Genomic DNA, 23,287 nt, shown 5'->3' on the forward strand with positions numbered 1-23,287 from the left:
AGCGCCACAGGAAGCGCCCCGCGCGATATGGGGGTATCGCGCGGGGCGTTTCACGTCCCGAGCAAGTGCCGCGTTGCCGGGTGTCCGGGGGTCGACAACATCCGGTCGAACGGCCCCTGTTCGACAATCTTCCCCGCTTCCATCACTGCGAGCCGATGACAAAGGGAACGGGCGACCGCCAGGTCGTGCGTAATCATCAGGATCGCAAGGTTACGGTCTGCTTGCAGCCGTTGCAGCAGGGACAGAATTCGGCCGGCGACAAGCACGTCGAGCGCCGAAGTCGCTTCATCGAGCAGGATCAGTTCGGGCCCGGCGGCCAGCGCACGCGCGATCGCAACGCGCTGTGCCTGGCCGCCGGATAATTCCGCAGGGCGGCGATCCGCAAAACCGCGGCCCAGCTCCACTTCCTCAAGCAGCGCATCGACACGCGCTGCGCGCGCCGCCGCATCGAGTTCGGGACAAAGATGGCGCAGCGGTTCCGCAATGCTTGCCGCCACCGTCCAATGCGGATCGAGACTGGCGACAGGATCCTGAAACACCGGTTGAACCGCCTTGCGAAACCCGGCGGCCATCCGGTCGCGGCCCGGCACGATCTCGCCACGCCAGCGCAATTCGCCGTCGGTCATCGGCCCGAGCCGGGCGACCGCGCGCGCCAGTGTCGATTTGCCCGATCCCGATCGTCCCGCCAGCGCCAGAGCCTCGCCTTCGGCAATCGTGAAACTGGCATCCTCCACCAGCGTGACCTGCGGCGCCCGCCATCCCCTGCCGGCCACAGTCACGTCGATGCCTTGCGCCGCAAGCAGCGGTGCGCCGGTGGGCGGCAGAGCCGGTCCGGGCGTATCGAGCGACGGGCTTGCCGCGACCAGCGCCCGCGTTTCTGCGGTGAGCGGGCGTGACAATATTTGCCGCGCAGCACCGCTCTCCACCACGCGACCGGCCTGCAATACCGCCACCTGATCGGCATGAAGCGCCACCAGCGGCAGATCGTGACTGACCAGCAACACTGCCATGCCATCCTGGCGCAGCCGATCGATCAGGTCGAGGATGGCGTGACGCAGCGGCGCATCGAGCGCGCTGGTCGGTTCGTCGGCGACCAGCAGGATCGGATCATGGGCGACCGCCGCCGCGATCATCACGCGCTGCCGCTCGCCGCCCGACAGCCGATGCGGCCAGCTATCGAGCCTTGCGTCGGGCCGCGCGATTCCGACGCGGTCGAGCATTGCCGCCAGCGCGCGCCGATCGGGCGACGGCGCGCCGCCCGCCACCACCGCTTCGCGCAATTGTCGACCGATCGTCAGATGGGGCGACAGCGCCGTCGCCGGTTGCTGAAACGCGAATCCCGCACGCGCGCGCAACGGCCGTAACGCCGGCTCGTCAAGGCCGATCAGTTCCGCCCCGTCGAGGCGCGCCGAGCCGGACGCCTTCCCCGCCGCGAGCCCGAACGGCGCGAAACAGCTCATGCTCTTGCCCGATCCCGACGCGCCGACCAGCGCGGTACAGGCCCCGCGCCGCACTTCGAACCCGATGTCGTGCAAAATAGCGGCATCCCCGATCCGCAGCGACAGCCGCTCGACGGCATAGATCGTCATCGCGCCAGCCTCTGCCGCAATCCCTCGCCGATCCGATTGAGCGCGACCACAAGGGCCACCAGCACGGCTCCCGGCACCAACAGCGTCAGCGGTGCGATATCCATGTCATCGGCGCCGTCGTGCACCAGGATGCCGAGCGAGGTCAGCGGCTCCTGCACGCCCAGCCCCAGGAAAGAGAGGAAGCTTTCGACCATCACCACCTGCGGAATGGTGAGCATCAGATAGGCAATGGCGACCGGCGCGACATTGGGGAGAAGATGGCCGCGCAGGATCGCGCCGGTCGGCGCCCCCGCCGCCTCGCTCGCCAGAATGAAGGGCCGGTGGCGCAGCGCCAGCACCTGTCCGCGCACGACGCGCGCCATCGTCAGCCATTCGACCGCGCCGATCCCCAGGAAAACCAGCAGGATCGATCGCCCGAACACCACCATCAGGACGATGACGACGAACATGAAGGGCAGCGCGTATAATCCGTCGACGACTCGCATCATCGCTTCGTCGACTCGCCCGCCGAACCAGCCGGCGATGGCGCCCCATGCCGTCCCGATCAGCAGCGCGACCAGCGCCGCCGCGCTCGCAACCGCCAGCGTCACGCGCGTCCCCGCCAGCGTCCGCGCAAGCAAGTCGCGCCCGACGCTGTCCGTGCCCAGCCAATGCCCCGATGAAAAGGGCGCTGCACGCACCGCGTTCCAGTCGATATCGGCATATCCCCATGGCAGAAAAGGCGGCAGCAGCAACGCCGCCACCGCAATCGCTGCGACAAGGAAAAGCGCGCCCTTCATCCGCGTGCTCGCGGATCGAGCAGACCATAGAGAAGGTCCGCGATCAGATTGAAGAACAGGATCAGCCCGGCGTAGAGGATCACCACACCCATCACGAGCGGGTAATCGCGGTTGAGCGCGCCCTGCACGAAATAGCGACCAAGCCCGGGCAGGCCGAATACCGTTTCGATCACCACCGCGCCCGTCAGCAACCCCGCCGCCGCCGGCGCCAGATAGCTGACCACCGGAATCAGTGCCGGCGCAAGCGCATGCCGCCACAGCACCGCAAAGGGCGAAAGCCCGCGCGCGCGCGCAGTGCGGACATGATCCTGTGCGAGCGTTTCGGAAAGGCCCGTCCGGGTCAGCTTCGCCACGGCGCCCGCCACCGGCAGCGCGAGCGCGATAACCGGCAGGATCAACGATGCCGGACCGTTCAGCCCGGCGACCGGCAACCAGTTGAGCCACAAGGCGAAGATCAACGCGAGCACCGGCCCGGTCACAAATCCCGGCAGCGCGACGGCAAGCGACGCGGCGAAATCGACGGCCCGGTCGCTCCACCCGCCGGGACGCAACGCCCCGGCGATACCGCCGCTCACCCCGGTCATCAGCGCGACCGCCAGCGCCAGCCCGCCAAGCATCAGCGATATCGGCAGTCCCTGCGCGATCAGCGCCGTGACGGTAAAATCCTTATAGACCAGCGATGGTCCGAAATCGCCCTGCGCCAGATTGGCAAGATAGCGGCCAAGCTGTTCGAGCAATGGCCGGTCGAGCCCATAGGCATGGTCGAGCGCGGCGCGCGTCGCCGCATCGAGCGGGCGTTCGGCGTCGAAAGGACTGCCGGGCGCCGCCCGCATCAGAAAAAACGAAGCGAGGACGACCGCGAAGAGAGTCGGGATCGCCGTGGCGAGCCTGCGCAGCAGGATCGCCCGCAACTGCTCCGCCCCGCGTCGCGATTACTGCGGTGTGGAGGCCGACGCGTCGCGACCGTCGCCTTCGGGCGCGGCGACGATGTCGCGCGTCGTATTGCCCTTGTCGACGACATTGGTTTCGGTGCTGCCCGCCGCCGAGCGAATACCCTGCTGGGCAATGCCGCGATCGGCCTGGTCGAGCGTCGCCGATTCCGCGGCGCTGCGCTGCGCCGGGCCGCCGAACAGCGCCTCGAGCGCCTGATCGGCGGGGTTCGCGCCCTGAGTCGGCGCGGCGCCGGGCTGCGGCGGGACGAGCGAATAATCGGGCGGCACCACCAGCGGCGCCTGACGCGAGACTGCGAATTCGTCGGGCCGGTCGCGGTTGAGACCGCTCCTGCCGCAGCCGGAAACCAGCAGGGCGCCCGTCACGACGGCGGCGATCGGCAGCATCTTACGCATTGACTTCATTCTCCACTTGCGGCCGCTCGACCGTATCCTTGTCGCGCAGGAACAATGCGCGGACCAGCAAAATCACGACTCCGATGGTAATGGCAGCATCGGCGACATTGAAGACCAAAAAGGGGCGCCACGCGCCGAAGTGCAGATCGGCGAAATCGACCACGAAGCCCAGCCGCGTGCGATCGACGATGTTGCCGAGCGCACCGCCCAGTACCAGCCCCAGCGCAACGATGTCGCCGGTCTTCTTTTCGCGCCACATCCAGATGCCGACACCGATCGCAATCGCACCGGTCAGCGCCACCAGCCCCCAGCGCATCGTGTCGCTGGTCGCTTCGAGCAGGCCCAGCGACACGCCGATATTTTCGACATAGCGCAGGTCGAAAAAGGGCAGCAGTTCCATCTGCGCCCCGGGATAGGACAATCCCAATGTGCCGGTGACGATATATTTGCTGATCTGATCGACCAGAAACACCAGCACGGCCGTCAGCAGGCCGATTCCGCGCGAAACATTCATCCGTTCACCACCTCGGTGCAGCGGTCGCACAAAGCGCCGTCCTCGGCAACTTCAGGCAGCAATCGCCAGCAGCGACCGCATTTATGCCAATCGGTGCGTGAGACCGTCACATCCCCATCGGCCTGGGTCACTGACGCGACGATGAACAGCTCGGCCAGCGCATCGGCGGGCAGCGGCAATTCGGGCACGGTGACAGCGGCTTCGTTCGACGACCGGATCGTCTTTTCGCGGCGATAGGGCTCGATCGCTTCGGTCACACGCTCGCGCAGCGCGCGCACCGCGCTCCAGTCGGCGGTCAGCCGGTCCTGCGACAGATCGGGAAGTTCGGGCCATTCGAGGAAATGGACCGACCCGTCCTCGCTCGGGAACCGCGCCTGCCACACTTCCTCGGCCGTGAAGGCGAGGATGGGGGCGGCATAGCGGACCAGCGCATGGAACAGCGTGTCGAGCACAGTGCGATAGGCACGCCGCCGGGGATCGTCCGCCGCGTCGCAATAGAGGCAATCCTTGCGGATATCGAAAAAGAAGGCCGACAGGTCCTCATTCGCGAAATCGGTCAGCGCGCGGATATAGACGTCGAATTCGTAATTCTCCGCCGCCTTGCGCAGCGTCGCGTCGAGATCACCGAGCAGATGGAGCACATAGCGCTCCAGCTCGGGCATGTCCTTGACCGCCACCTTTTCGGCATCGCTGAACCCGTCGAGACCGCCGAGCATATAGCGAAAGCTGTTGCGCAGCTTGCGATAGGCGTCGGACGTACCGGCCAGCACCTGCTTGCCGATGCGCACATCCTCGAAATAATCGGTCTGCGCGACCCACATGCGCAGGATGTCGGCGCCCGATTCCTGAATGATCTTCAGCGGATCGACGACATTGCCCAGCGACTTGGACATTTTGCGTCCCTTGTCGTCCAGCGCGAAACCGTGCGTCAGCACGGCCTTGTACGGCGGTTCGCCGCGGGTGCCGCAGGCTTCGAGCAGCGACGACTGGAACCAGCCGCGATGCTGATCCGACCCTTCGAGATAGAGGTCGGCGCGCACGCCCTCGCCATAGCGTGCCTCGAGCACAAAGGCATGGGTGCTGCCCGAATCGAACCACACGTCGAGAATGTCGGTGACGACTTCGAATTCCTCGATGTCGTATTTCTCGCCCAGGATCTTCTGATGATCTGCGGCGAACCATGCGTCGGCGCCGCCGCTCTTGAACGCCTCGATGATCGCGGCATTGACCCATTTGTCGCGCAGATATTCGCCGGTTTCCTTGCGAACATAAAGCGGGATCGGCACGCCCCAGGCGCGCTGGCGACTGATCACCCAGTCGGGGCGCCCCTCCACCATCGAACGGATGCGGTTCTTCGACCGTTCGGGCACCCAGCGCGTCCGCTCGATCCCGTCGAGCGCGATGCCGCGCAGCGTCGGGCCGTTATGCGTCGACATGGGCAGCTCGCCCCCGAACGGACTGGGCACATCGACCGCGACCGGATCGGCGCCCTTGTCCATCGGGATGAACCATTGCGGGGTGGCGCGGAAGATGATCTTCGCCTTGGACCGCCAGCTATGCGGATAGCTGTGGACGAAATCGTCGGATGCCGCGAGCAGCGCGCCCGCTTCGCGCAGGTCGCGACAGATCGGACCTTCTTCCAGCTTGCCGCCATTGCCGCTCGCCGTGAATTTCGGATTGATGACGCTGCCTTCGCCGCCCAGCCACAGCCAGTCGTCGCGATAGCGCCCGTCGCCTTCGACCGCGAAAACCGGATTGATGCCATGCGCCTTGCACAGCAGGAAATCGTCCTCGCCATGATCGGGCGCCATATGGACGAGGCCCGTACCCGCGTCGGTGGTGACGAAATCACCCGGAAGGAACGGGCGCGGCGTGGCAAAGAACCCGCCGAGCTTGTGCATCGGGTGACGGGCGGTGGCGCCGGCGAGTTTCTTGCCACGAAAGAGCTGTCGTTCTCCAGTCTGCTGGAGCGTGACATCAGATGCCGGTTTGATCTTCAACGAAGCACTTGGGTGCGATGGCAACTGAACGCTCGCAAGCAGCTTGTTGATTCTGCCAATGAACGAATCAACTAGATCCTGAGCGATGACAAAGACATCGCTAGCGGGACGAATGCCAAAATTTGCAAGTGCTTCACGAGCTGCGGCGCTGAACTCAGGGCCGCCGTCAGAATAGTGGTCTTCCTTAACCCTCAAAAGGCGGTATTCTATTTCCTCACCAAACGAGAGCGCTTGGTTGACTGGAATTGTCCAGGGGGTTGTTGTCCAAATGATGGCTTTTACGTGGGCGCCTTTCTCAAGGAGCAACTGAATCGAGGGGCATTCCGGCGCCTCGACAATCTCGAACGCCACGTCGATCTGAGTCGAGGTGATATCCTCATATTCGACTTCGGCTTCGGCGAGCGCGGTCTTTTCGACCGGGGACCACATCACCGGCTTGGCGCCGCGATAAAGCTGGCCGCTTTCGGCGAATTTCAAAAGCTCGCCCGCGATCGTCGCCTCGGCTTCGAACTTCATGGTGAGATAGGGATCTTCCCAATCGCCCATCACGCCCAGCCGCTCAAATTGTTCGCGCTGCACCGCCACCCATTTTTCGGCGTACGCACGACATTCGGCGCGGAAGGCGACGGGATCGACTTCGTCCTTGTTCAGCTTCTTCTTGCGATAGGCTTCCTCGACCTTCCATTCGATCGGCAGGCCGTGACAATCCCATCCGGGAACATAGGGCGCATCCTTGCCCATCAGGCTCTGCGAGCGGACGATGATGTCCTTGAGGATCTTGTTCATCGCATGGCCCATGTGAATGTCGCCATTCGCATAGGGCGGGCCATCGTGCAGGATGAAGCGTTCGCGCCCGGCACGCTGTTCGCGCAGCCGGTCGTAAATGCCGATCTTTTCCCAGCGTTCCAGAATGCCGGGTTCCTTGTTGGCAAGGCCGGCCTTCATCGGGAAATCGGTCTTCGGCAGGAAGACGGTGTCGCGCCAGTCGCGCTGTGTGTCGGTCGTGTCGTTCATGGGAATGCGCCGATTAGAGGATGCGCGGCCTTCTGCAAAGCATCAGTTGCATTGCAACGGCCCTGCCGCCCTGCATCCGTTTGGGCTGAGCTTGTCGAAGCCCGGTTCTGCCTTTTGCACCGCGTCGGAAAAAGAAGCTCAGGGCAAGTGGCGCGTGGTCAGTTGCGTGCCAGGGCAGCCTTTGCGTCGTCGCAATCGCGGGCGATCTGGGCCTTCAGCGCATCCATGTCGTCGAACTTTGCCTCGGGCCGCAGATATTCGATCAGTTCGACTTCGATCGTCTGGCCATAAAGGTCGCCCGAAAAATCGAAGAAATGCGGTTCGAGCAATTCGAGCGGCGGATCGATCATCGGGCGGATGCCCAGATTGGCGACGCCATCGACCATCCGTCCGTCGGGCAAACGCCCGCGTACGGCATAAATGCCATAAGCGGGGCGCAGATAGCTGCCGAGCTTCAGATTCGCGGTCGGCCAGCCCAGTTCGCGCCCCAGCTTCGCGCCCGGCTCCACCATTCCTTCGATCGCAAAGGGGCGCGTCAGCAGTGCCGCTGCCTCGCGCGGCTTGCCTGCCTGAAGCAATTCGCGAATGCGGCTGGACGACACCGCCTCGCCTTCGCCGACTATCGGCGCGACGGTTTCGATGCCGAATCCCATCCGCGCGCCCAGATCGCGCAGCACGCTGACATTGCCGCCGCGCGCCTTGCCGAAGGTGAAGTCGTCGCCCGTCACCACACCGGCCACGCCGATCGCATCGACCAGCCGATCCTGCGCGAACGCTTCCGCCGTCAGCCCGGCGAGCGCGCCATCGAAATGAAACACCAGCATCGCATCCGCCCCCGCTTGTGCGAACAGCCGCTGGCGCTGATCGAGCGTCGTCAGGCGAAAGGGCGGGGTATCGGGGCGGAAATGGCGCACCGGATGCGGATCGAAGGTGGCGACGATCGCGGGGCGACCCCGATCCTTCGCCCAGTGGATGGCGCGCCGCACCACTGCCTGATGGCCGAGGTGAAATCCGTCGAAATTGCCGAGCGCGACGATGCCGCCGCGAAATTCGGGCGGGACCGCCGAGCCGCCGTCCAGCCGCTCCATGGCGCGGCCTATAACGACAGCGCGCGCGCTTTCAAATGGCCCACCGGCTCGATCCGGGCTCATGTCCGGCGCACGAGCGTGACAAAGGCATAGGCCGGGCGACCATCGGCGGCCGCATGTTCTTCCCGCGCAGTCTCGTGCCACTGCCGGGAATCGAATTCCGGCACCACCGCGTCCCCGCCGGGCGCGAGATGAACTTCGGTAAGCTCGATACGGTCGGCGCGGTCGAGAAACAGCGCGAAAACCTCCGCGCCGCCGATGACTGCAATCTCCGGCGCATCGCCCGCCAGCGCCAGTGCCTCCTCCGGCGAATGGGCAACCTCGGCGCCATCCGCCTGCCAACTGACATCGCGCGTCAGCACGATATGGCGTCGGCCGGGCAGCGGCGCGGGAAAGCTTTCGAAGGTCTTGCGCCCCATGATCATCGGCTTGCCCATCGTCTGTGCCTTGAATCGCTTCAGGTCGGCGGGCAGCCGCCAGGGCAGCGCGCCATCGACGCCGATCACGCCATTGTCGGCGCGGGCAAGGTGAAAGCTGATCGTCACGATCAGACCGCGACCGGCGCCTTGATATGCGGCTGCGCGACATAGTCGCGAATCGCGAAATCCTCATAGTCATAGGCGTCGATCGACGGCGGGCGGCGCAGGATTTCGAGTCGGGGCAGCGGCCCGGGCTCGCGGCGCAGTTGTTCGCGCGCCTGGTCGAGATGATTGGAATAAAGGTGGCAATCGCCGCCGGTCCACACGAAATCGCCCGGCTCCAGATCGCATTGCTGCGCGAGCATATGCGTCAGCAGCGCATAGCTGGCGATGTTGAACGGCACGCCTAGGAAGATATCCGCCGAACGTTGATACAGCTGAAGCGACAACCGCCCGTTCGCGACATGGCATTGGAACAGACAATGGCAGGGCGCCAGCGCCATCGCGTGCAGCTCGCCCGGATTCCATGCCGACACCACCATCCGGCGCGATCCGGGATTGGTCTTCAGCGTCTCGATCAGTTCGGCGATCTGATCGATATGCTGGCCGTCCGCCGCCTGCCAGTCGCGCCATTGCTTGCCATATACCGGCCCGAGGTCACCCGATTCATCGGCCCATTCGTCCCAGATGCTGACCTTGCGGTCCTGCAGCCAGCGGACATTGGTGTCGCCGCGCAGGAACCACAACAGCTCGACGATGATCGATCGCAGATGCAGCTTCTTGGTGGTCAGCAGCGGAAAGCCCTGCGACAGATCGAAGCGCATCTGATGCCCGAACACGCTGCGCGTGCCGGTGCCGGTGCGGTCCATCACTTCGGCGCCGTGGTCGAGCGCGCGTTCCATCAGGTCGAGATATTGACGCATGGAACGGGCTTACCGCCGCAATCCGCCCGCGCCAAGCGGGCGCGTTCGGTCCATTGCGGAGGAATTTGGGTTCGGAACGGATGCGCCCCTGCTTCGGTTGCACGGCGCCTATGTGCAAATTGGCGGCATGACGTCACTGGCGTTCGAAGCGGAAAAAGCGGCGGAAGCACGCCTTTTGTCGGGTCAGGATGTCGCGCGCCCATTGTTCCGCCCGATCGCGGAAGCGCGCGAGGAGCTGGCAGTGTTCGCCTATCTCGACGCGGAAGGGAATTTGCTCGGTATGCGCCACACGCCCGGGGAAAGCCGCGACAGCTGCGCGATTCCCGTGCGCGATGTCGCCGCCGACGCACTGGCATTCGGCGCGCATGCGGTGGTGATGGCGCATAATCATCCGAGCGGCGACCCCACCCCCAGCCGCGCGGATCGCGAAGCGACCAATGGCCTTGCGCGGGCACTGGGCCCGCTCGACATCCGGCTGGTCGACCATCTGGTGCTGGCGCGCGGCGGCGCCGTCAGCTTTCGCGCGCTCGGCTGGCTTTAGGCGCTGGGAGTCGGAACCGGGGACGAACCCGGATTCGAACAGGGTTGGATATCCTCCGGATCGGGACGCGGCCCGGCGGGCTGGAACACGGCGAGATACCCGCCCGCCGACGGCATCGATTCGATCCGCAGCATGCGATAGCCGACAGCGGCGAATTCGCATTGCAGCAGCGATGGCGGCGTGCCGTGCTGCGAAATCGGGCGATCGGCATCGACCACCACGACCTCCCCATCGGGGCGCATCGACGGGCGCATGTTCCACAGGAAGCGATAGGGTTTTTCGATCTCGTGATACATGTGCACCATCAGCACGCGATCGAAGCTGCTGGGCGGCAATTTGGGATCGTCCGGATCGCCCAGCCGCACGCTGACATTGTCGAGCCGCTCGCGTGCCACGCGCGCAGCCAGCGCATCGCGCACCGCGGGCACGATATCCTCGGCCAGCACGCGGCCATCGGCGCCCACGCGCTGGGCCAGACGGATGGTGTAATAGCCTTCGCCCGCACCGATATCGGCGATCGTCATCCCCTTCTGGATGCCGGTGCGGTTCATCACTTCGCCGGCTTCGTTGAGCCGGTCACGCGCTTCCTCGCTCGACCAGCGGCTGGAAACGATCGTGGCGGCGGGTCGATCGGGCATGGGGAAACCGTCGGCGTCACGCTTTACCGGATCGCCGTCGCTCCCCGAGCATGCCGCCAGCAAGAGCGCGGCGGCGACGCCGCCCCAGTTTCTCAATCGACGTCCTCCACCTCGACCGCCTCGCCGGTTACGCGCTGCGACAGGGCAGCAGCCATAAAGGGATCGAGGTCACCGTCCAATACATCCGATGGCGCCGTGGAGGTAACGCCGGTGCGCAGATCCTTCACCATCTGATAGGGCTGGAGGACATAGGAGCGGATCTGATGGCCCCAGCCGATATCGGTCTTGGTGGCGTTTTCGGCATTGGCCGCCGCTTCGCGCTCCTGCAGCTCGCGCTCGTACAGCCGCGCGCGCAGCTGGTTATAGGCTTCGGCCTTGTTCTTGTGCTGCGACCGCTGATTCTGGCACTGCACGACAATACCGGTCGGCAAATGGGTGATGCGCACCGCCGAATCGGTCGTGTTGATGTGCTGACCACCCGCGCCCGACGCGCGATAGGTGTCGATGCGCAGCTCGCTCTCGTTGATCTCGATATCGATATCGTCGTCGATCACCGGATAGACCCAGATCGACGAGAAGCTGGTGTGGCGGCGCGCCGAGCTGTCATAGGGCGAGATGCGAACCAGGCGGTGCACGCCGCTTTCGGTCTTGGCATAGCCATAGGCATTTTCGCCCTTGATCAGCAGAGTCGCCGACTTGATGCCCGCCTGTTCGCCGGCATGATAATCGACCAGCTCGACCTTATAGCCATGGCGTTCGGCCCAGCGCGTGTACATGCGCTGGAGCATTTCGGCCCAGTCGTTCGATTCGGTGCCGCCCGCGCCCGAATTGATTTCGAGATAGGTGTCGTTGGCATCGGCTTCGCCCGAAAGCAGCGCCTGCACCTTGTCGCGCTCGGCGCGCTGCGCCAGCGCGGCAAGCGCTTCGGTGCCTTCCTTCGCCATTTCCTCATCGCCTTCAGCCTCGGCCATTTCGATGAGTTCGGCGGTATCGTTGAGCTCGCGCTCGATTTCGCGGGTCGCGGTGATCGATTCGTCGAGCCGCCGCCGCTCGCGCATCACTTCCTGCGCTTCCTTGGGATTGTCCCACAGGCTCTGGTCCTCGACCCGCGCATTGAGCTCATCGAGGCGGCGAAGCGCACGATCCCAGTCGAGGAACCGCCGCAACAGCGCCAGTGCCTCGTTGATCTTTTCCACATGAGCCTGCGCTTCGGCGCGCATTCGTCTTCACTCCACCAACAGAAAAAGGGGCATCCGAACGACCGGCGCACCCCATGTGCCAAGCGGTATATAGGCGTTCCCGGCGCGAAATCCCGGTAAAGCGCCGGGAAGGATCGGCTGGCCGCCCTAGTAGATACCGCCCTCTCTTTGCAAGAATTCGCTGTCGCGGGCGCTGTCGTCCTGACGCGGAGCGGCGCGTTCGCGGGGCGCCTCGCGCTGCTCTTCCTCGTCGTCGCGATTTTCCCGGCGCGGTTCGCTTTCGGGCTTGAAGGCCTCCCAGATCACGCTCGCATAGGGATCGTCGGTCGGCCAGGTCCCGAACGCCGGCTTGCCGCTCGCGCGATCGATCCGGACCATGCGCACCCCCGACGGCGCGCGGAAGGTTTCGACCGGAAGCCCTTCGAATGCCTTTTGCGCGAACGCCTTGAAAATCGGCGCGGCGACGGTGCCGCCCTGGGCATAGCCGCCCAGCCGGGTCGGACTGTCATAGCCGATATAAAGGCCCCCGATCATCTGCGGAATGCCGCCCATGAACCACACATCGGTCGGACCCGTGGTCGTCCCCGTCTTGCCCATCATCGGCCGGTCGAGGTCGCGCAGCACCGTTGCCGTGCCGCGCTGGACCACGCCTTCGGTGATATGCACCATCTGATAGGCAGTAATCGCGTCGAGCACCTGGCGGCCACGCACCTGCGGCCGCGGCATCGGCTTGCCGTCCCAATCGGGCGCATTGCACCCTTCGCACGGGCGCCAGTTTTCGGGCAGGATCACCTTGCCGTGGCGATCCTGCACATAATCGATCAGCGTCGGCGTCAGCGCGCGACCATGATTGACCAGGATCGAATAGGCGTTGACCATGCGCATCACCGTCGTCTCGCCCGCGCCCAGCGCATAGGAGAGATAGGGCGGGAATTTCTGGCGGCTGACGCCGATCCGCTGGATCAGGTCGACGACGTGATCCATGCCGACATCATTGGCGATATGGACCGTCATCAGGTTGCGCGACTGTTCGATGCCCCAGCGCAATGTTTTCGGCCCCGCGCCACGCGCATTGCCGAAGTTGCGGAAACATTTTTCCCCAAGATCGGCGCCCTGCCAGACGCAGAGCGGCTCGTCATTGACGATCGACGCCGGCGTCATGCCCTGTTCGAGCGCGGCGGCATAGACGATCGGCTTGATTGTCGAGCCCGGCTGGCGCTGCGCCTGGGTGGCGCGGTTGAACGACTGGATGCGGCTGTCGAAGCCGCCCTGCATCGCCATCACCCGGCCGCTGCGCGGATCCTCCACCACCATGCCGCCCGAAATGCGCGGGATGCTGCGCAGGGCATAGCCCGGTCCTTCGGGCGCGACGGCGATGATGTCGCCGGGCTTGAGCGCGTCGAACGCTTTCCCGCCCTTGCCGCGCACCGCCATCGACGCCGCCGAAGCCGGCAAGGCAACGGATTTGCCGTCATCGAACCCAATCTGGCAGCTGGTGCCTTCCTTCGAAATCACGATGGCGGCGCGCCAATCGTCATAATCGAGGCCGATATTGGTGTTGAGCAGCGCCTGGAGCCAGTTGTCGCCGCTGATCTCGACCGTGCGGATCGGGCCGCTCCAGCCGCGTCCGCGGTCGAAGCGCACCAGTCCGTCGCGCAGCGCCTGCTGGGCATATTCCTGAAGGTCGGGACGCAGCGACGTGCGCACCCATAAACCACCCGAATAAACGCTATAGGGGCCATCCTCGTCGGTTTCGCCGAACTTGTCGATCAGCTGGCGGCGCACTTCCTCGACGAAATATCCGCCCACCCGCTCGAATTTGGGTGTCTGGCGCGGCACCGTGCCCAACGGCTGGGCGACCGCCGTCTGATATTGTTCCTCGCTGATGAAACGATTGCGCAGCATTTCGCTGAGCACCCAGTTGCGCCGCTCCAACGCCCGATCGGCGTGACGCTCGGGATCGTAATTGGCCGGGCCCTTGGGCAGGATGGCGAGATAGGCCATTTGCGAGAGCGAAAGCTGGTCGAGTTCCTTGCCGAAATAGGCATGGCTCGCCGCCTCGACGCCGCCGGCATTGCGGCCGAGCTCGATCGAATTGAGATAGAGTTCGAGAATCTGCTCCTTGGTGAGCGTATCTTCCATGCGCCAGGCAAGGATCGCTTCCTTGAGCTTGCGCATATAGCTGCTCTCGTTGCCGACGAGCAGATTCTTGGCGACCTGTTGCGTGATGGTCGATGTGCCGCGCGGCGTTTCGCCCCGGATCAGCCCCTGAAACGCTGCACGCGCCAGCCCGGGATAATCGAGCCCGTGATGCTGGAAAAAGCTGCGGTCCTCGGCAGAGAGATAGGCTTTGACCAGAAGGTCGGGATATTCGTTGAAGCTCAGCTGAACCCGGCGTTCGCGGGCATAGCTGTGAATCGGTTCGCCGCTATAGTCGCGGACATAGGTCGGCAGCGGCGGCTCATAGGTGCGCAGCGTATCGACCGAAGGCAAATTGCGCGCCACCAGCAGCCAGAGCAGGAACGCACCGATACCGGCAAGCAGGGCCAGCCAGGCGAGCACGCGAAACCACCAGCGGCGGCGAATCCTGTCGAACGCCCCGCCAAGTCCGCCAATTTCGCGCTTCAGACGCAGCTTGATGCTGGAGAGTTCGACATCGACCATATGCGCGGCGGTTTAGCAAGAATCCCGGGGGATGCCAGCCTGCTCGACACCCATGTGTCCTGATGCGCGCGATCGCCCGCACGCCGCCGCGCCGGCCGGGGGGCTAGCGCGACGCCATCTGGGTTGCGAAATGCACCTCGACGGCATGGCGCACGGTCTGGGCGACGCGTTGCTGTCCCTCGCGCGATGCAAGGAACTGCGCATCCGACGCGTTGGAAATATAGCCGGTTTCGAACAGCACCGAGGGCATGTCCGGCGCCTTGAGCACCAGCAGCGACGCCATGCGATGGAAATTGGTCTTCACCGGAATGCGCGGCCCGGCCTCGCGTCCGAGCAGCCGGGCAAACCGCGCCGACACATTCATCGTTTCGCGCTGAGTCAGATCGATCAACAGCGACGACACGTCCGGGCTTGCTTCGCCCAGATCGACGCCGGCGATGATGTCCGCCTTGTTCTCGCGCGCGGCGAGCCGGGCGGCTTCGCGGTCGGACGCCACTTCGGACAAGGTATAGACTGTCGCGCCTGTCGCCGTGGGATTGCCGGCGCTGTCGCAATGGATCGAAATGAACAGGCTGGCACCCAGCCGCCGCGCGATTTCGAATCGCTCGCGATGGACCAGATAACGGTCGTCCTCGCGAGTCAGCGCGACGCGGACCCGGCCCGAAGCGACCAGCGCATCGCGGATCGCCAGCGCGACCTTGAGCGTGATATCCTTTTCATAAAGGCGCCCGTCAGCGGAAATCGCACCGGGATCATGGCCGCCATGGCCGGCATCGATCACCACCAGCGGCCGGGAATCGTCGCTGCCATAGACACGCGGCAATGAAACGGGTGCAGCACGCGCGGGGACGGCAATTGTCTCGGTATAGCGCGGGCGCGGCTCGCTGGCGGCATAGCTGAACGGGGGAAGGAACGTCATCCGCCCCTCCGCCGCGGCGCGGGCGAAACGCGCATCGTCAACGGTGCGCAGTTCCAGCGTCAGCGTGCGACCGTCACCACCGAAGCTGCCTTCGGTAAGGATCGCCGGCCGGGCGAGGTCGAGCACGACGCGCGCACCATCGGAATGGGCGCCCTGGCGGATGCCGGCAACCGGCCCTCCGGCGCTGATCCGGCCACCGGGTCGCGCGCCCTGGATATCCAGTGCGATACGCCGTGGCCCGGCCAGCAGGAAGGCACTTGCCTGCCCGGTGGGGGCGTCGAAACGAACGACCACGCGGTCGCCCTGTACGCGGATATCCTCGACGGATTGTGCCCAGCTCGGAACGCCGGATAACCAGCCGACGAGAAGGGCGATCAATGTAAACACCCGAGCGATATGCCGCGTCAGGCTGTGGGGGGTCCAGCCTAAATGCATAATAGGGGATACTCTTGTTACTCGATACGCTTTCGATCCCTGACCTTCGATGGATTAGCCCAACGCCCCTCAAATCACTGTCAACAGGGGCAGTTAACGCCTTGGTCACCATGAAATGCCCATTATCTCTAATGCATGGAGCAGTTGCCGCGTTCCGCCGGCGGTGCTAGGCATCGGTGGTTAGTGGTTTCGCATCTTGCGAATTCCATCGGTCGCAGCCGGCTCCTCCGGCGCGACAAATCAGGTTGACGCTGCATGAGGCAATTTCCCCCGAGTCACGAACGCATTGCCGCTACGGCATTGCGCGTGGGCGAGGCGGAGCATCCGGGCCGCAGGTCCGGACGTGCCGATGCTGCAGACACGTTTCAGAAAACCAGCATCGCCGGCATCTGGCCGGCGAGCCCCGTACCCCGCGCGCCGAATTTGCCGAAAGGCCGGCGCGCCCGGAGAATAATAAATGACAATGCGTATGCTGATCGACGCGCGCCACCGGGAAGAAACCCGCGTGGCCGTCGTCAAGGGACACCGGATCGAGGAGTTTGATTTCGAGAGTGCCGAGCGAAAGCAGCTCAAGGGCAACATCTATCTGGCCAAGGTAACCCGCGTCGAACCGTCGCTTCAGGCGGCGTTCGTCGATTATGGCGGCAATCGCCACGGCTTCCTGGCCTTCAGCGAAATCCATCCCGACTATTACCAGATTCCCAAGGAAGACCGCGACGCGCTGCTCGCCGAAGAGGCCGAGCATGCCGCGCAGGAAGCGGCGCTGCGCGCCGAAGAGGATGTCGACGACGACGACGGCGCCGAAGGCGAAGTCGAGGTTCTCGAACGCCCGTCCGACGAGGATGAGGAAGCCGCCGAGGATGACGGCGAGGAAGACGAGGCCGAAGAAGCGTCGGGCGACAGGCGTCGCCGCGGGCGCAAGAAGGACAGCGCCGCCGACGAGCTGCGCAAGCGCCGCATGGACCTGCGCCGCCGCTACAAGATTCAGGACGTGATCCGCCGCCGCCAGGTGCTGCTGGTTCAGGTCGTCAAGGAAGAGCGCGGCAACAAGGGCGCGGCGCTGACCACCTATCTCAGCCTCGCCGGGCGGTATTGCGTGCTGATGCCGAACACCGCGCATGGCGGCGGGATTTCGCGCAAGATTTCGAATGCGGGCGACCGCAAGCGCCTCAAGTCGATCATGTCGGACCTCAAGCTGCCGCCGACGATGGGCTGTATCGTGCGCACCGCCGGGCTTCAGCGCACCAAGACCGAAATCAAACGCGATTTCGATTATCTGGCGCGGCTGTGGGACGAAATTCGCGACAATACGCTGCGGGCGACGGCGCCCGAGCTGATCTATGGCGACAGCGACCTGATCAAGCGGGCGATCCGCGACATCTATAATCGCGACATCGAGGAAGTGATCGTCGAGGGCGAGGAAGGCTATCGCCAGGCGAAGGACTTCATGAAGCTGCTGATGCCCAGCCATGCGCGCCGGGTGAAGCAATATGCCGATGCGGTGCCGCTGTTCCAGCGCAGCCATGTCGAGGACCAGCTTTCGGCGATGTACCATCCGGTGGTGCAGCTCAAATCGGGCGGCTATCTGGTCATCAACCCCACCGAAGCTTTGGTTTCGATCGACATCAACTCGGGCCGTTCGACGCGCGAGCATAATATCGAGCAGACCGCGACGGCGACCAATCTGGAAGCGGCGCAGGAAATCGCCCGCCAGCTGCGGCTGCGCGACATGGCCGGGCTGGTCGTCATCGACTTTATCGACATGGACCATTCGTCCAATGTCCGAAAGGTCGAGAAGGCGATGAAGGAGGCGCTGAAGAACGATCGCGCGCGTATTCAGGTCGGCCGCATTTCGGCGTTCGGCCTGATGGAAATGAGCCGCCAGCGGCTGCGCACCGGCGTTCTGGAAGCATCGACCGTCACGTGTCCGCATTGCGAAGGCACCGGGCTTGTCCGCACCGCTTCATCCGCGGGCCTGTCGGCACTGCGCATGATCGAAGACGAAGCCGCACGCGGCCGTGGATCGCAGATCACCCTGCGCTGCAGCCAGGAAGCGGCTTTCTATGTCCTCAACAAGAAGCGCGCCGATATCGCCGAGATCGAGGATCGCTATGGCGTGAGCGTCGAGATCAGTTCGGATGGCGAACTCGAAGGCGCGCGCATGTCGGTCGAGGCTTCCGGCCCGCCCCCGGCACATGCGCCGCGCTTTGAAAAGCTGGTCGAGGAGCCCGAAGAGGACATCGTCGAGATCGACGAAGAGGAATTCGACGAGGAAGAACAGCAAAGTTCGGACGAAGGGTCGCGCAAGCGCCGTCGTCGCCGCCGTGGCCGTCGCGGTCGTGGCCGTCCGGACGAGCAGGAAGGCTCCGAATCCGCGAATGAGGATGAGGAAGCCATTGCCGAAGACGCCGCGCCTGAGGAAGCGGAAGCGCCCGAGAGCAGCGACGAAGAAACCGGCACGCGCAAGCGCCGCCGTCGCGGTCGCCGTGGCGGTCGCCGCAATGGTGGTGGCGCAGAGTCGACCGAGGAAACGGGGTCCGAATCGACTGACACGGCCGATGCCGATACTGCCGAGGCAGAAGCGCCGGCGGCCGAACCGGTCGCAACGGTCGAGGCCGAGGCAGCGCCCGCAGCCGAGGAAAAGCCCAAGCGTCGTCGTCGCCCGCGCGCTCGCGCAGCCGAGGTCGAAGCGACCGAGGCAGCGCCGGCAGAGGCAGTCGCCGAACCGGTGACCGAAGCGCCTGCGCCCGAAGCAGCCGAGAAAGCGCCGGCCAAGCCCAAGCGGACTCGCCGCAAAAAGGCCGAGCCGGTCGAAGCCGAAGCGCAGCCCGAAGCGAGTGCAGAACCGGCTGGCGAAGCCGAAGCACCTGCTCCGGCCAAGCCCAAGCGGACCCGGCGTAAAAAGGCCGAGCCCGCGCCCGAAGCAGCGCAGGCTCCCGAGGAAAGCGCGCCCGCGCCCGCCGAACCCGAGCCGGTGGCGCAAGTCGCTCCGGAACCGGCGCCCGAACCCGTGTCGGAACCGGCGCCCGAAACGGCGACCGAATCCACGCCCGAGCCAGTGGCCGCCGAAGCCGAAAGCACCGACTCTGGCGAAAATGCGGACGAGGCGCCGCGCCGCGGCTGGTGGCAGCGCACGTTCGGCAACTGATCGCCCGTCGTCGTCGAAACTACTGAAGCGGGGCCGCCCGTCGGCCTCGCTTCAGCGGCGGTTCAGCGCAATATCGTAGGAGCGGCGTGCACGGGGCCGTTGCCGTCGGGCGCGAGGGGAGCGATACTATGCCCATGAAACGCTTTGCCATGCTGCTGGCCTGTCTGTGCCTGGTCGGCCTCGCAATCCGGCCCGCCGCCGCGCAGACCGTGTTGCGCGACGCCGAAACCGAAGCGCTGCTCGCGGATATTTCGCGGCCCATCATCGAAGCGGCAGGGCTTTCGCCTGAGAACGTCCATGTCGTCCTGCTGCAGGACGGTTCGATCAACGCGTTCGTCGCCGGTGGCCAGACGGTCTATATTCATTCCGGCCTGATCGACGCCGCCGACAATCTCAATGAGGTTCAGGGCGTCATCGCGCACGAATTGGGCCATGTCGTCGGCGGCCATGTGCCGCTCGCCAATTCGGGCGGCGCGGGCACCATTTCGATCCTCAGCCTGGTGCTCGGCGCCGCGGCGGTCGCCGCCGGATCACCCGAGGCCGGAACCGGTATTTTGATGGCCGGTCAGCGCGCTGCGCTCGGCAAATATCTCGCTTTCTCGCGCACGCAGGAATCCCAGGCGGACGCCGCCGGTGCGCGATTCCTCAACACCGCCGGGATCAACGGCGCGGGGATGATCGATTTCTTCAAGAAGCTGCAGAACATGGAATATCGCCTGGCGATTCCCCAGGATAACAGCTTCAACCGCACCCACCCGCTGAGCGGCGAGCGCATCGCGCATCTGGAGGACACGCTCCACAACGGGCCGGGCTGGCAAAAGCCGACCGACCCCGCGCTCGAGGAACGATTCCGCCGCGTACAGGCGAAATTGCGCGGCTATGTCGACGATCCGCAACAGACGCTGCGCCAATATCCGCTCAGCGATCAGTCGGTCGAGGCGCATTATGCCCGCGCCTATGCCTATCACCTGTCGGGCTATCCCCAACAGGCGGCGTCGGAAACCGCCGCGCTGGTCGCCGCCGATCCCGACGATCCCTATTTTCTGGAGCTGCAGGGGCAGATCATGCTCGAAGGCGGCGATCCGCTCGGGGCGATCGAACCGTTGCGCCGCGCGACCGAGCTTTCGAACAACCATCCGCTGATCGCCACCACCTATGGCCATGCGCTGATCGCGACCGACGATCCGAAATATCTGCCCGAGGCCGAACAGGTGCTGCGGCTGGCGGTGGCGCGCGACAAGGAAAATCCGTTTGCCTGGTATCAGCTCGGCATGGTCTATGAACGCACCGGGGATCAGGCCCGCGCGGCATTGGCAACGGCAGAACGGGCCAGCATGACCGGCGACCCCGGCCTGGCCGCGATCAGCGCGCGTGCCGCCGTCGCCGGGCTGGAAGAAAACACGCCCGAATGGCTGCGGGCGCAGGATATATTGCTGATCTCGCAAAACGCGCTCGAAGATCGCGAGCGCCGGAGGAATTGAAAGCAGGATGATCGAACGCTTGTCACGCAAACCCTGGCTGCTCGCCATCGGTTTCCTGCTCGCCATGGCGCTGGGCGCGGGGCTCTATGCCACGGCGCGCGCGGTTGCCGGCGATGCCGCGCCGACGCCCGAACGCGCGCGGATGGAACGGATCGTCCACGACTATATCCTCAATCACCCCGAAATCCTGCCCCAGGCGATGGAGCGGCTGCAACAGCGTGAGACCGCCAAGGCGATTTCCGATAACCGGTCGGCGGTGTTCGATCCCTTTGCCGGCGCATGGGCGGGCAACCCCCAGGGTGACGTAACCATCTCGGTCTATATGGACTATGCCTGCGGCTTTTGCCGGGCGAGCCTGCCCGCGATCGACAAGCTGCTGAAATCCGATCCCAATGTGCGGATCATCTATCGCGAATTCCCGATCCTGAGCGATGAAAGCGTGACCGCCGCGCGCTGGGCGCTGGCGGCGGCCGAGCAGAACAAGTTCCGCGCATTCCACGACGCCATGTTCGCGGCGGGACAGCTCAATAGCGGGTCGATCCAGCGTGCGGCGCAGGCCGCGGGCCTCGACATCGCACGCGCGCGGACTGCAGTGAGCAGCGACCGGGTCGAAGCGGAATTGCGCAACAACCACGCGCTTGCCCGGTCACTGGGGATCACCGGCACCCCGGCCTGGGTGGTCGGCGACCGCGTCTATTCGGGCGCACAGGATTATGCCGCCCTGAAACGCGCGGTTTCCGAGGCACGTCGCGCCGAATAACGTCTGCCGCTTGTCGCTGCGCCGCCGCGTACCTACCTGAAGGTCCGGCTGCGCAGGGGCATCATGGACAGCATCTTATCGATACGCGGGGTCGGAAAGACCTATTCGTCGGGGCATCGTGCGCTCGAATCAGTCGATCTCGACATTGCACGCGGAGAGATATTCGCGCTGCTCGGGCCGAACGGCGCGGGCAAGACGACGCTGATCAGCATCATCTGCGGCATCGTGACGCCCAGCACCGGCACGATCCTGGTCGACGGGCATGATGCGCGCCATGACCCGCGCGAGGCGCGCATGCGGATCGGGCTGGTGCCGCAGGAAACCAGCGTCGACATGTTCGAAACCGTCTGGTCGACGGTCCGCTTCAGCCGCGGCCTGTTCGGCAAGAAGATGGACAAGGCCTATTGCGAGCAATTGCTCAAGGACCTCACGCTCTGGGACAAGCGCGACGCGCAGATTCGTGAGCTTTCCGGCGGGATGAAGCGCCGCGTGCTGATCGCCAAGGCGTTGAGCCACGAGCCCGACATCCTGTTCCTCGACGAACCCACTGCCGGCGTCGACGTGTCGTTGCGCCGCGACATGTGGAAGCTGGTGAGCGGCCTGCGTTCGCGCGGCACCACCATCATCCTGACCACCCATTATATCGAAGAGGCCGAGGAAATGGCCGATCGGGTGGGCGTGATCGACAAGGGCCGGTTGCTGCTGGTCGATGAAAAGAGCGCGCTGATGAAGCAGCTGGGCAAGCGCGAAATGACGCTGACGCTGCAGGAACCGCTTTCGGCGCTGCCGGCGGAACTCGCCGAATGGAATGTCGACCTGCAGGATGAGGGGCATCGTATCCGCTACACCTTCGACGCACAGGCCGAACATACCGGCATCCCCTCGCTGCTGCGCAAGCTGGGCGATCTGGGTATCGGCTTCAAGGATCTGGAGACCGAGAAATCGAGCCTTGAGGATATCTTCGTCGATCTGGTGGAGAACGACCGATGAAGGGTTTCAACGCACGCGGCGTCCTCGCCATCTATCGATTCGAAATGGCGCGCGCATTGCGGACCATCTGGCAGAGCCTGGCGGCGCCGGTCATCACCACCTCGCTCTATTTCGTAGTGTTCGGCGGCGCGCTGGGCAGCCGCATCCAGACGGTCGACGGCACCGATTACGGCGCGTTCATCGTGCCGGGGCTGATCATGCTGTCGCTGTTGCAACAAAGTATTTCGAACGGGTCGATCGGCATCTATTTCCCGAAATTCACCGGCACGGTGTTCGAACTGCTTTCGGCACCGATTTCGTCGATGGAAATGGTCCTCGGCTATGTCGGCGCGGCGGCGACCAAATCGATGGTGATCGGCCTGGTCATCCTCGCCACAGCGTCCTTCTTTGTCGACCTCAACATCCACCATCCCTGGGCAGTGGCGCTGTTCCTGCTGCTCACCAGTTTCGCGTTCAGCCTGTTCGGCTTCATTCTCGGCATCTGGGCGAAAAGCTTCGAACAGCTCAATTTCGTGCCGGTGCTGGTGGTGACGCCGCTCACGTTCCTCGGCGGCGCCTTTTATTCGATCGACATGCTGCCCCAGCCGTGGCGGACGGTCAGCCTGTTCAACCCGGTCGTCTATCTGGTGAGCGGCTTTCGCTGGAGCTTCTTCGACAAGGGCGATGTCGATATCGCGATCAGCCTGGGGTTCACCACCGGCTTTCTCGCGGTGTGCCTGACGATCATCGCGATCATCTTCCGCACCGGCTGGCGGCTCAAGAACTGAGCCGCCGCCTGTACCTCGCCCGGTGGGCCGAGGTGATGGCTGGCCGTGCAGTTCCTGCACGAATCCCGCGCAC

General features: G+C 64.7%; 19 protein-coding genes. 6 read left to right on the forward strand and 13 right to left on the reverse strand.

All coding sequences use genetic code 11. The features are described from left to right. Nucleotides 1–50 precede the first annotated feature (50 nt). From DKB74_RS08955 to DKB74_RS08995, 9 genes are all read right to left on the reverse strand, one after another. Nucleotides 51–1,589: an ATP-binding cassette domain-containing protein gene (locus DKB74_RS08955; protein WP_109807815.1), complete on the reverse strand. Its 1,539-nt coding sequence runs from the start codon at nucleotides 1,587–1,589 to the stop codon at nucleotides 51–53. Further along, nucleotides 1,586–2,368 (reverse strand): ABC transporter permease, encoded by a 783-nt coding sequence (locus DKB74_RS08960; protein ID WP_109807816.1) that lies wholly within the window; start codon nucleotides 2,366–2,368, stop codon nucleotides 1,586–1,588. The genes DKB74_RS08955 and DKB74_RS08960 overlap by 4 nt, the downstream gene beginning before the upstream one ends. Next, nucleotides 2,365–3,279, reverse strand: a complete 915-nt coding sequence (locus DKB74_RS08965) for an ABC transporter permease (protein WP_109807817.1) — start codon at nucleotides 3,277–3,279, stop codon at nucleotides 2,365–2,367. Before DKB74_RS08965 ends, DKB74_RS08960 begins: the two co-directional genes overlap by 4 nt. A gap of 21 nt (nucleotides 3,280–3,300) precedes the next feature. After that, the gene (locus DKB74_RS08970) at nucleotides 3,301–3,714 is read right to left on the reverse strand and encodes a DUF3035 domain-containing protein (protein WP_109807818.1); all 414 of its coding nucleotides are present in this window, start codon (nucleotides 3,712–3,714) and stop codon (nucleotides 3,301–3,303) included. Beyond that, nucleotides 3,707–4,228: a signal peptidase II gene (gene lspA, locus DKB74_RS08975; protein WP_109807819.1), complete on the reverse strand. Its 522-nt coding sequence runs from the start codon at nucleotides 4,226–4,228 to the stop codon at nucleotides 3,707–3,709. The genes DKB74_RS08970 and lspA overlap by 8 nt, the downstream gene beginning before the upstream one ends. Next, nucleotides 4,225–7,242, reverse strand: a complete 3,018-nt coding sequence (locus DKB74_RS08980; protein WP_109807820.1) for an isoleucine--tRNA ligase — start codon at nucleotides 7,240–7,242, stop codon at nucleotides 4,225–4,227. Before DKB74_RS08980 ends, lspA begins: the two co-directional genes overlap by 4 nt. A 158-nt stretch (nucleotides 7,243–7,400) precedes the next feature. Next, complete coding sequence (locus DKB74_RS08985) at nucleotides 7,401–8,330, reverse strand: bifunctional riboflavin kinase/FAD synthetase (protein ID WP_109807821.1); 930 nt, start codon at nucleotides 8,328–8,330, stop codon at nucleotides 7,401–7,403. 59 nt (nucleotides 8,331–8,389) lie between these two features. Beyond that, a complete protein-coding gene (locus DKB74_RS08990) occupies nucleotides 8,390–8,875 on the reverse strand; it encodes a dihydrofolate reductase (protein ID WP_239987441.1) in 486 nt (161 codons plus the stop codon). Between the two features lie 2 nt (nucleotides 8,876–8,877). Then, the gene (locus DKB74_RS08995) at nucleotides 8,878–9,672 is read right to left on the reverse strand and encodes a thymidylate synthase (RefSeq protein ID WP_109807822.1); all 795 of its coding nucleotides are present in this window, start codon (nucleotides 9,670–9,672) and stop codon (nucleotides 8,878–8,880) included. A 127-nt stretch (nucleotides 9,673–9,799) separates the two neighbouring features. Between DKB74_RS08995 and DKB74_RS09000 the strand changes: the two genes are divergently transcribed. After that, nucleotides 9,800–10,213 carry a JAB domain-containing protein gene (locus tag DKB74_RS09000; RefSeq protein ID WP_205007868.1) on the forward strand — a complete coding sequence of 138 codons (414 nt, stop codon included), beginning with the start codon at nucleotides 9,800–9,802 and terminating at the stop codon, nucleotides 10,211–10,213. Here the strand turns inward: DKB74_RS09000 and DKB74_RS09005 are convergent. From DKB74_RS09005 to DKB74_RS09020, 4 genes are all read right to left on the reverse strand, one after another. Further along, a complete protein-coding gene (locus tag DKB74_RS09005) occupies nucleotides 10,210–10,947 on the reverse strand; it encodes a class I SAM-dependent methyltransferase (protein WP_420822403.1) in 738 nt (245 codons plus the stop codon). The genes DKB74_RS09000 and DKB74_RS09005 overlap by 4 nt on opposite strands. Further along, on the reverse strand, nucleotides 10,944–12,071 hold the full coding sequence (prfB, locus tag DKB74_RS09010; RefSeq protein WP_109807825.1) for a peptide chain release factor 2: 1,128 nt from the start codon (nucleotides 12,069–12,071) through the stop codon (nucleotides 10,944–10,946). The genes DKB74_RS09005 and prfB overlap by 4 nt, the downstream gene beginning before the upstream one ends. A 126-nt stretch (nucleotides 12,072–12,197) precedes the next feature. Next, nucleotides 12,198–14,714, reverse strand: coding sequence for a penicillin-binding protein 1A (locus DKB74_RS09015; protein WP_109807826.1), 2,517 nt, complete (start codon nucleotides 14,712–14,714; stop codon nucleotides 12,198–12,200). A 103-nt stretch (nucleotides 14,715–14,817) separates the two neighbouring features. Beyond that, nucleotides 14,818–16,068, reverse strand: coding sequence for an N-acetylmuramoyl-L-alanine amidase (locus DKB74_RS09020; protein WP_109807827.1), 1,251 nt, complete (start codon nucleotides 16,066–16,068; stop codon nucleotides 14,818–14,820). A 457-nt stretch (nucleotides 16,069–16,525) separates the two neighbouring features. Here DKB74_RS09020 and DKB74_RS09025 point away from each other — a divergent pair, with 457 nt between their 5' ends. From DKB74_RS09025 to DKB74_RS09045, 5 genes are all read left to right on the forward strand, one after another. Continuing rightward, nucleotides 16,526–19,216, forward strand: coding sequence for an Rne/Rng family ribonuclease (locus tag DKB74_RS09025; protein WP_239987443.1), 2,691 nt, complete (start codon nucleotides 16,526–16,528; stop codon nucleotides 19,214–19,216). Between the two features lie 134 nt (nucleotides 19,217–19,350). After that, nucleotides 19,351–20,697 carry a M48 family metalloprotease gene (locus DKB74_RS09030; protein ID WP_239987444.1) on the forward strand — a complete coding sequence of 449 codons (1,347 nt, stop codon included), beginning with the start codon at nucleotides 19,351–19,353 and terminating at the stop codon, nucleotides 20,695–20,697. Between the two features lie 7 nt (nucleotides 20,698–20,704). Continuing rightward, entirely contained in the window at nucleotides 20,705–21,457 is a 753-nt protein-coding gene (locus DKB74_RS09035) for a DsbA family protein (RefSeq protein ID WP_109807829.1), read from the forward strand. Between the two features lie 63 nt (nucleotides 21,458–21,520). Then, nucleotides 21,521–22,447 (forward strand): ABC transporter ATP-binding protein, encoded by a 927-nt coding sequence (locus DKB74_RS09040; RefSeq protein WP_109807830.1) that lies wholly within the window; start codon nucleotides 21,521–21,523, stop codon nucleotides 22,445–22,447. Beyond that, nucleotides 22,444–23,214, forward strand: coding sequence for an ABC transporter permease (locus DKB74_RS09045; RefSeq protein WP_109807831.1), 771 nt, complete (start codon nucleotides 22,444–22,446; stop codon nucleotides 23,212–23,214). Before DKB74_RS09040 ends, DKB74_RS09045 begins: the two co-directional genes overlap by 4 nt. The last annotated feature ends 73 nt before the right edge of the window (nucleotides 23,215–23,287 follow it).

It is taken from the genome of Stakelama portus (genome assembly GCF_003171655.1).
Lineage (GTDB): Bacteria > Pseudomonadota > Alphaproteobacteria > Sphingomonadales > Sphingomonadaceae > Sphingomonas > Sphingomonas portus.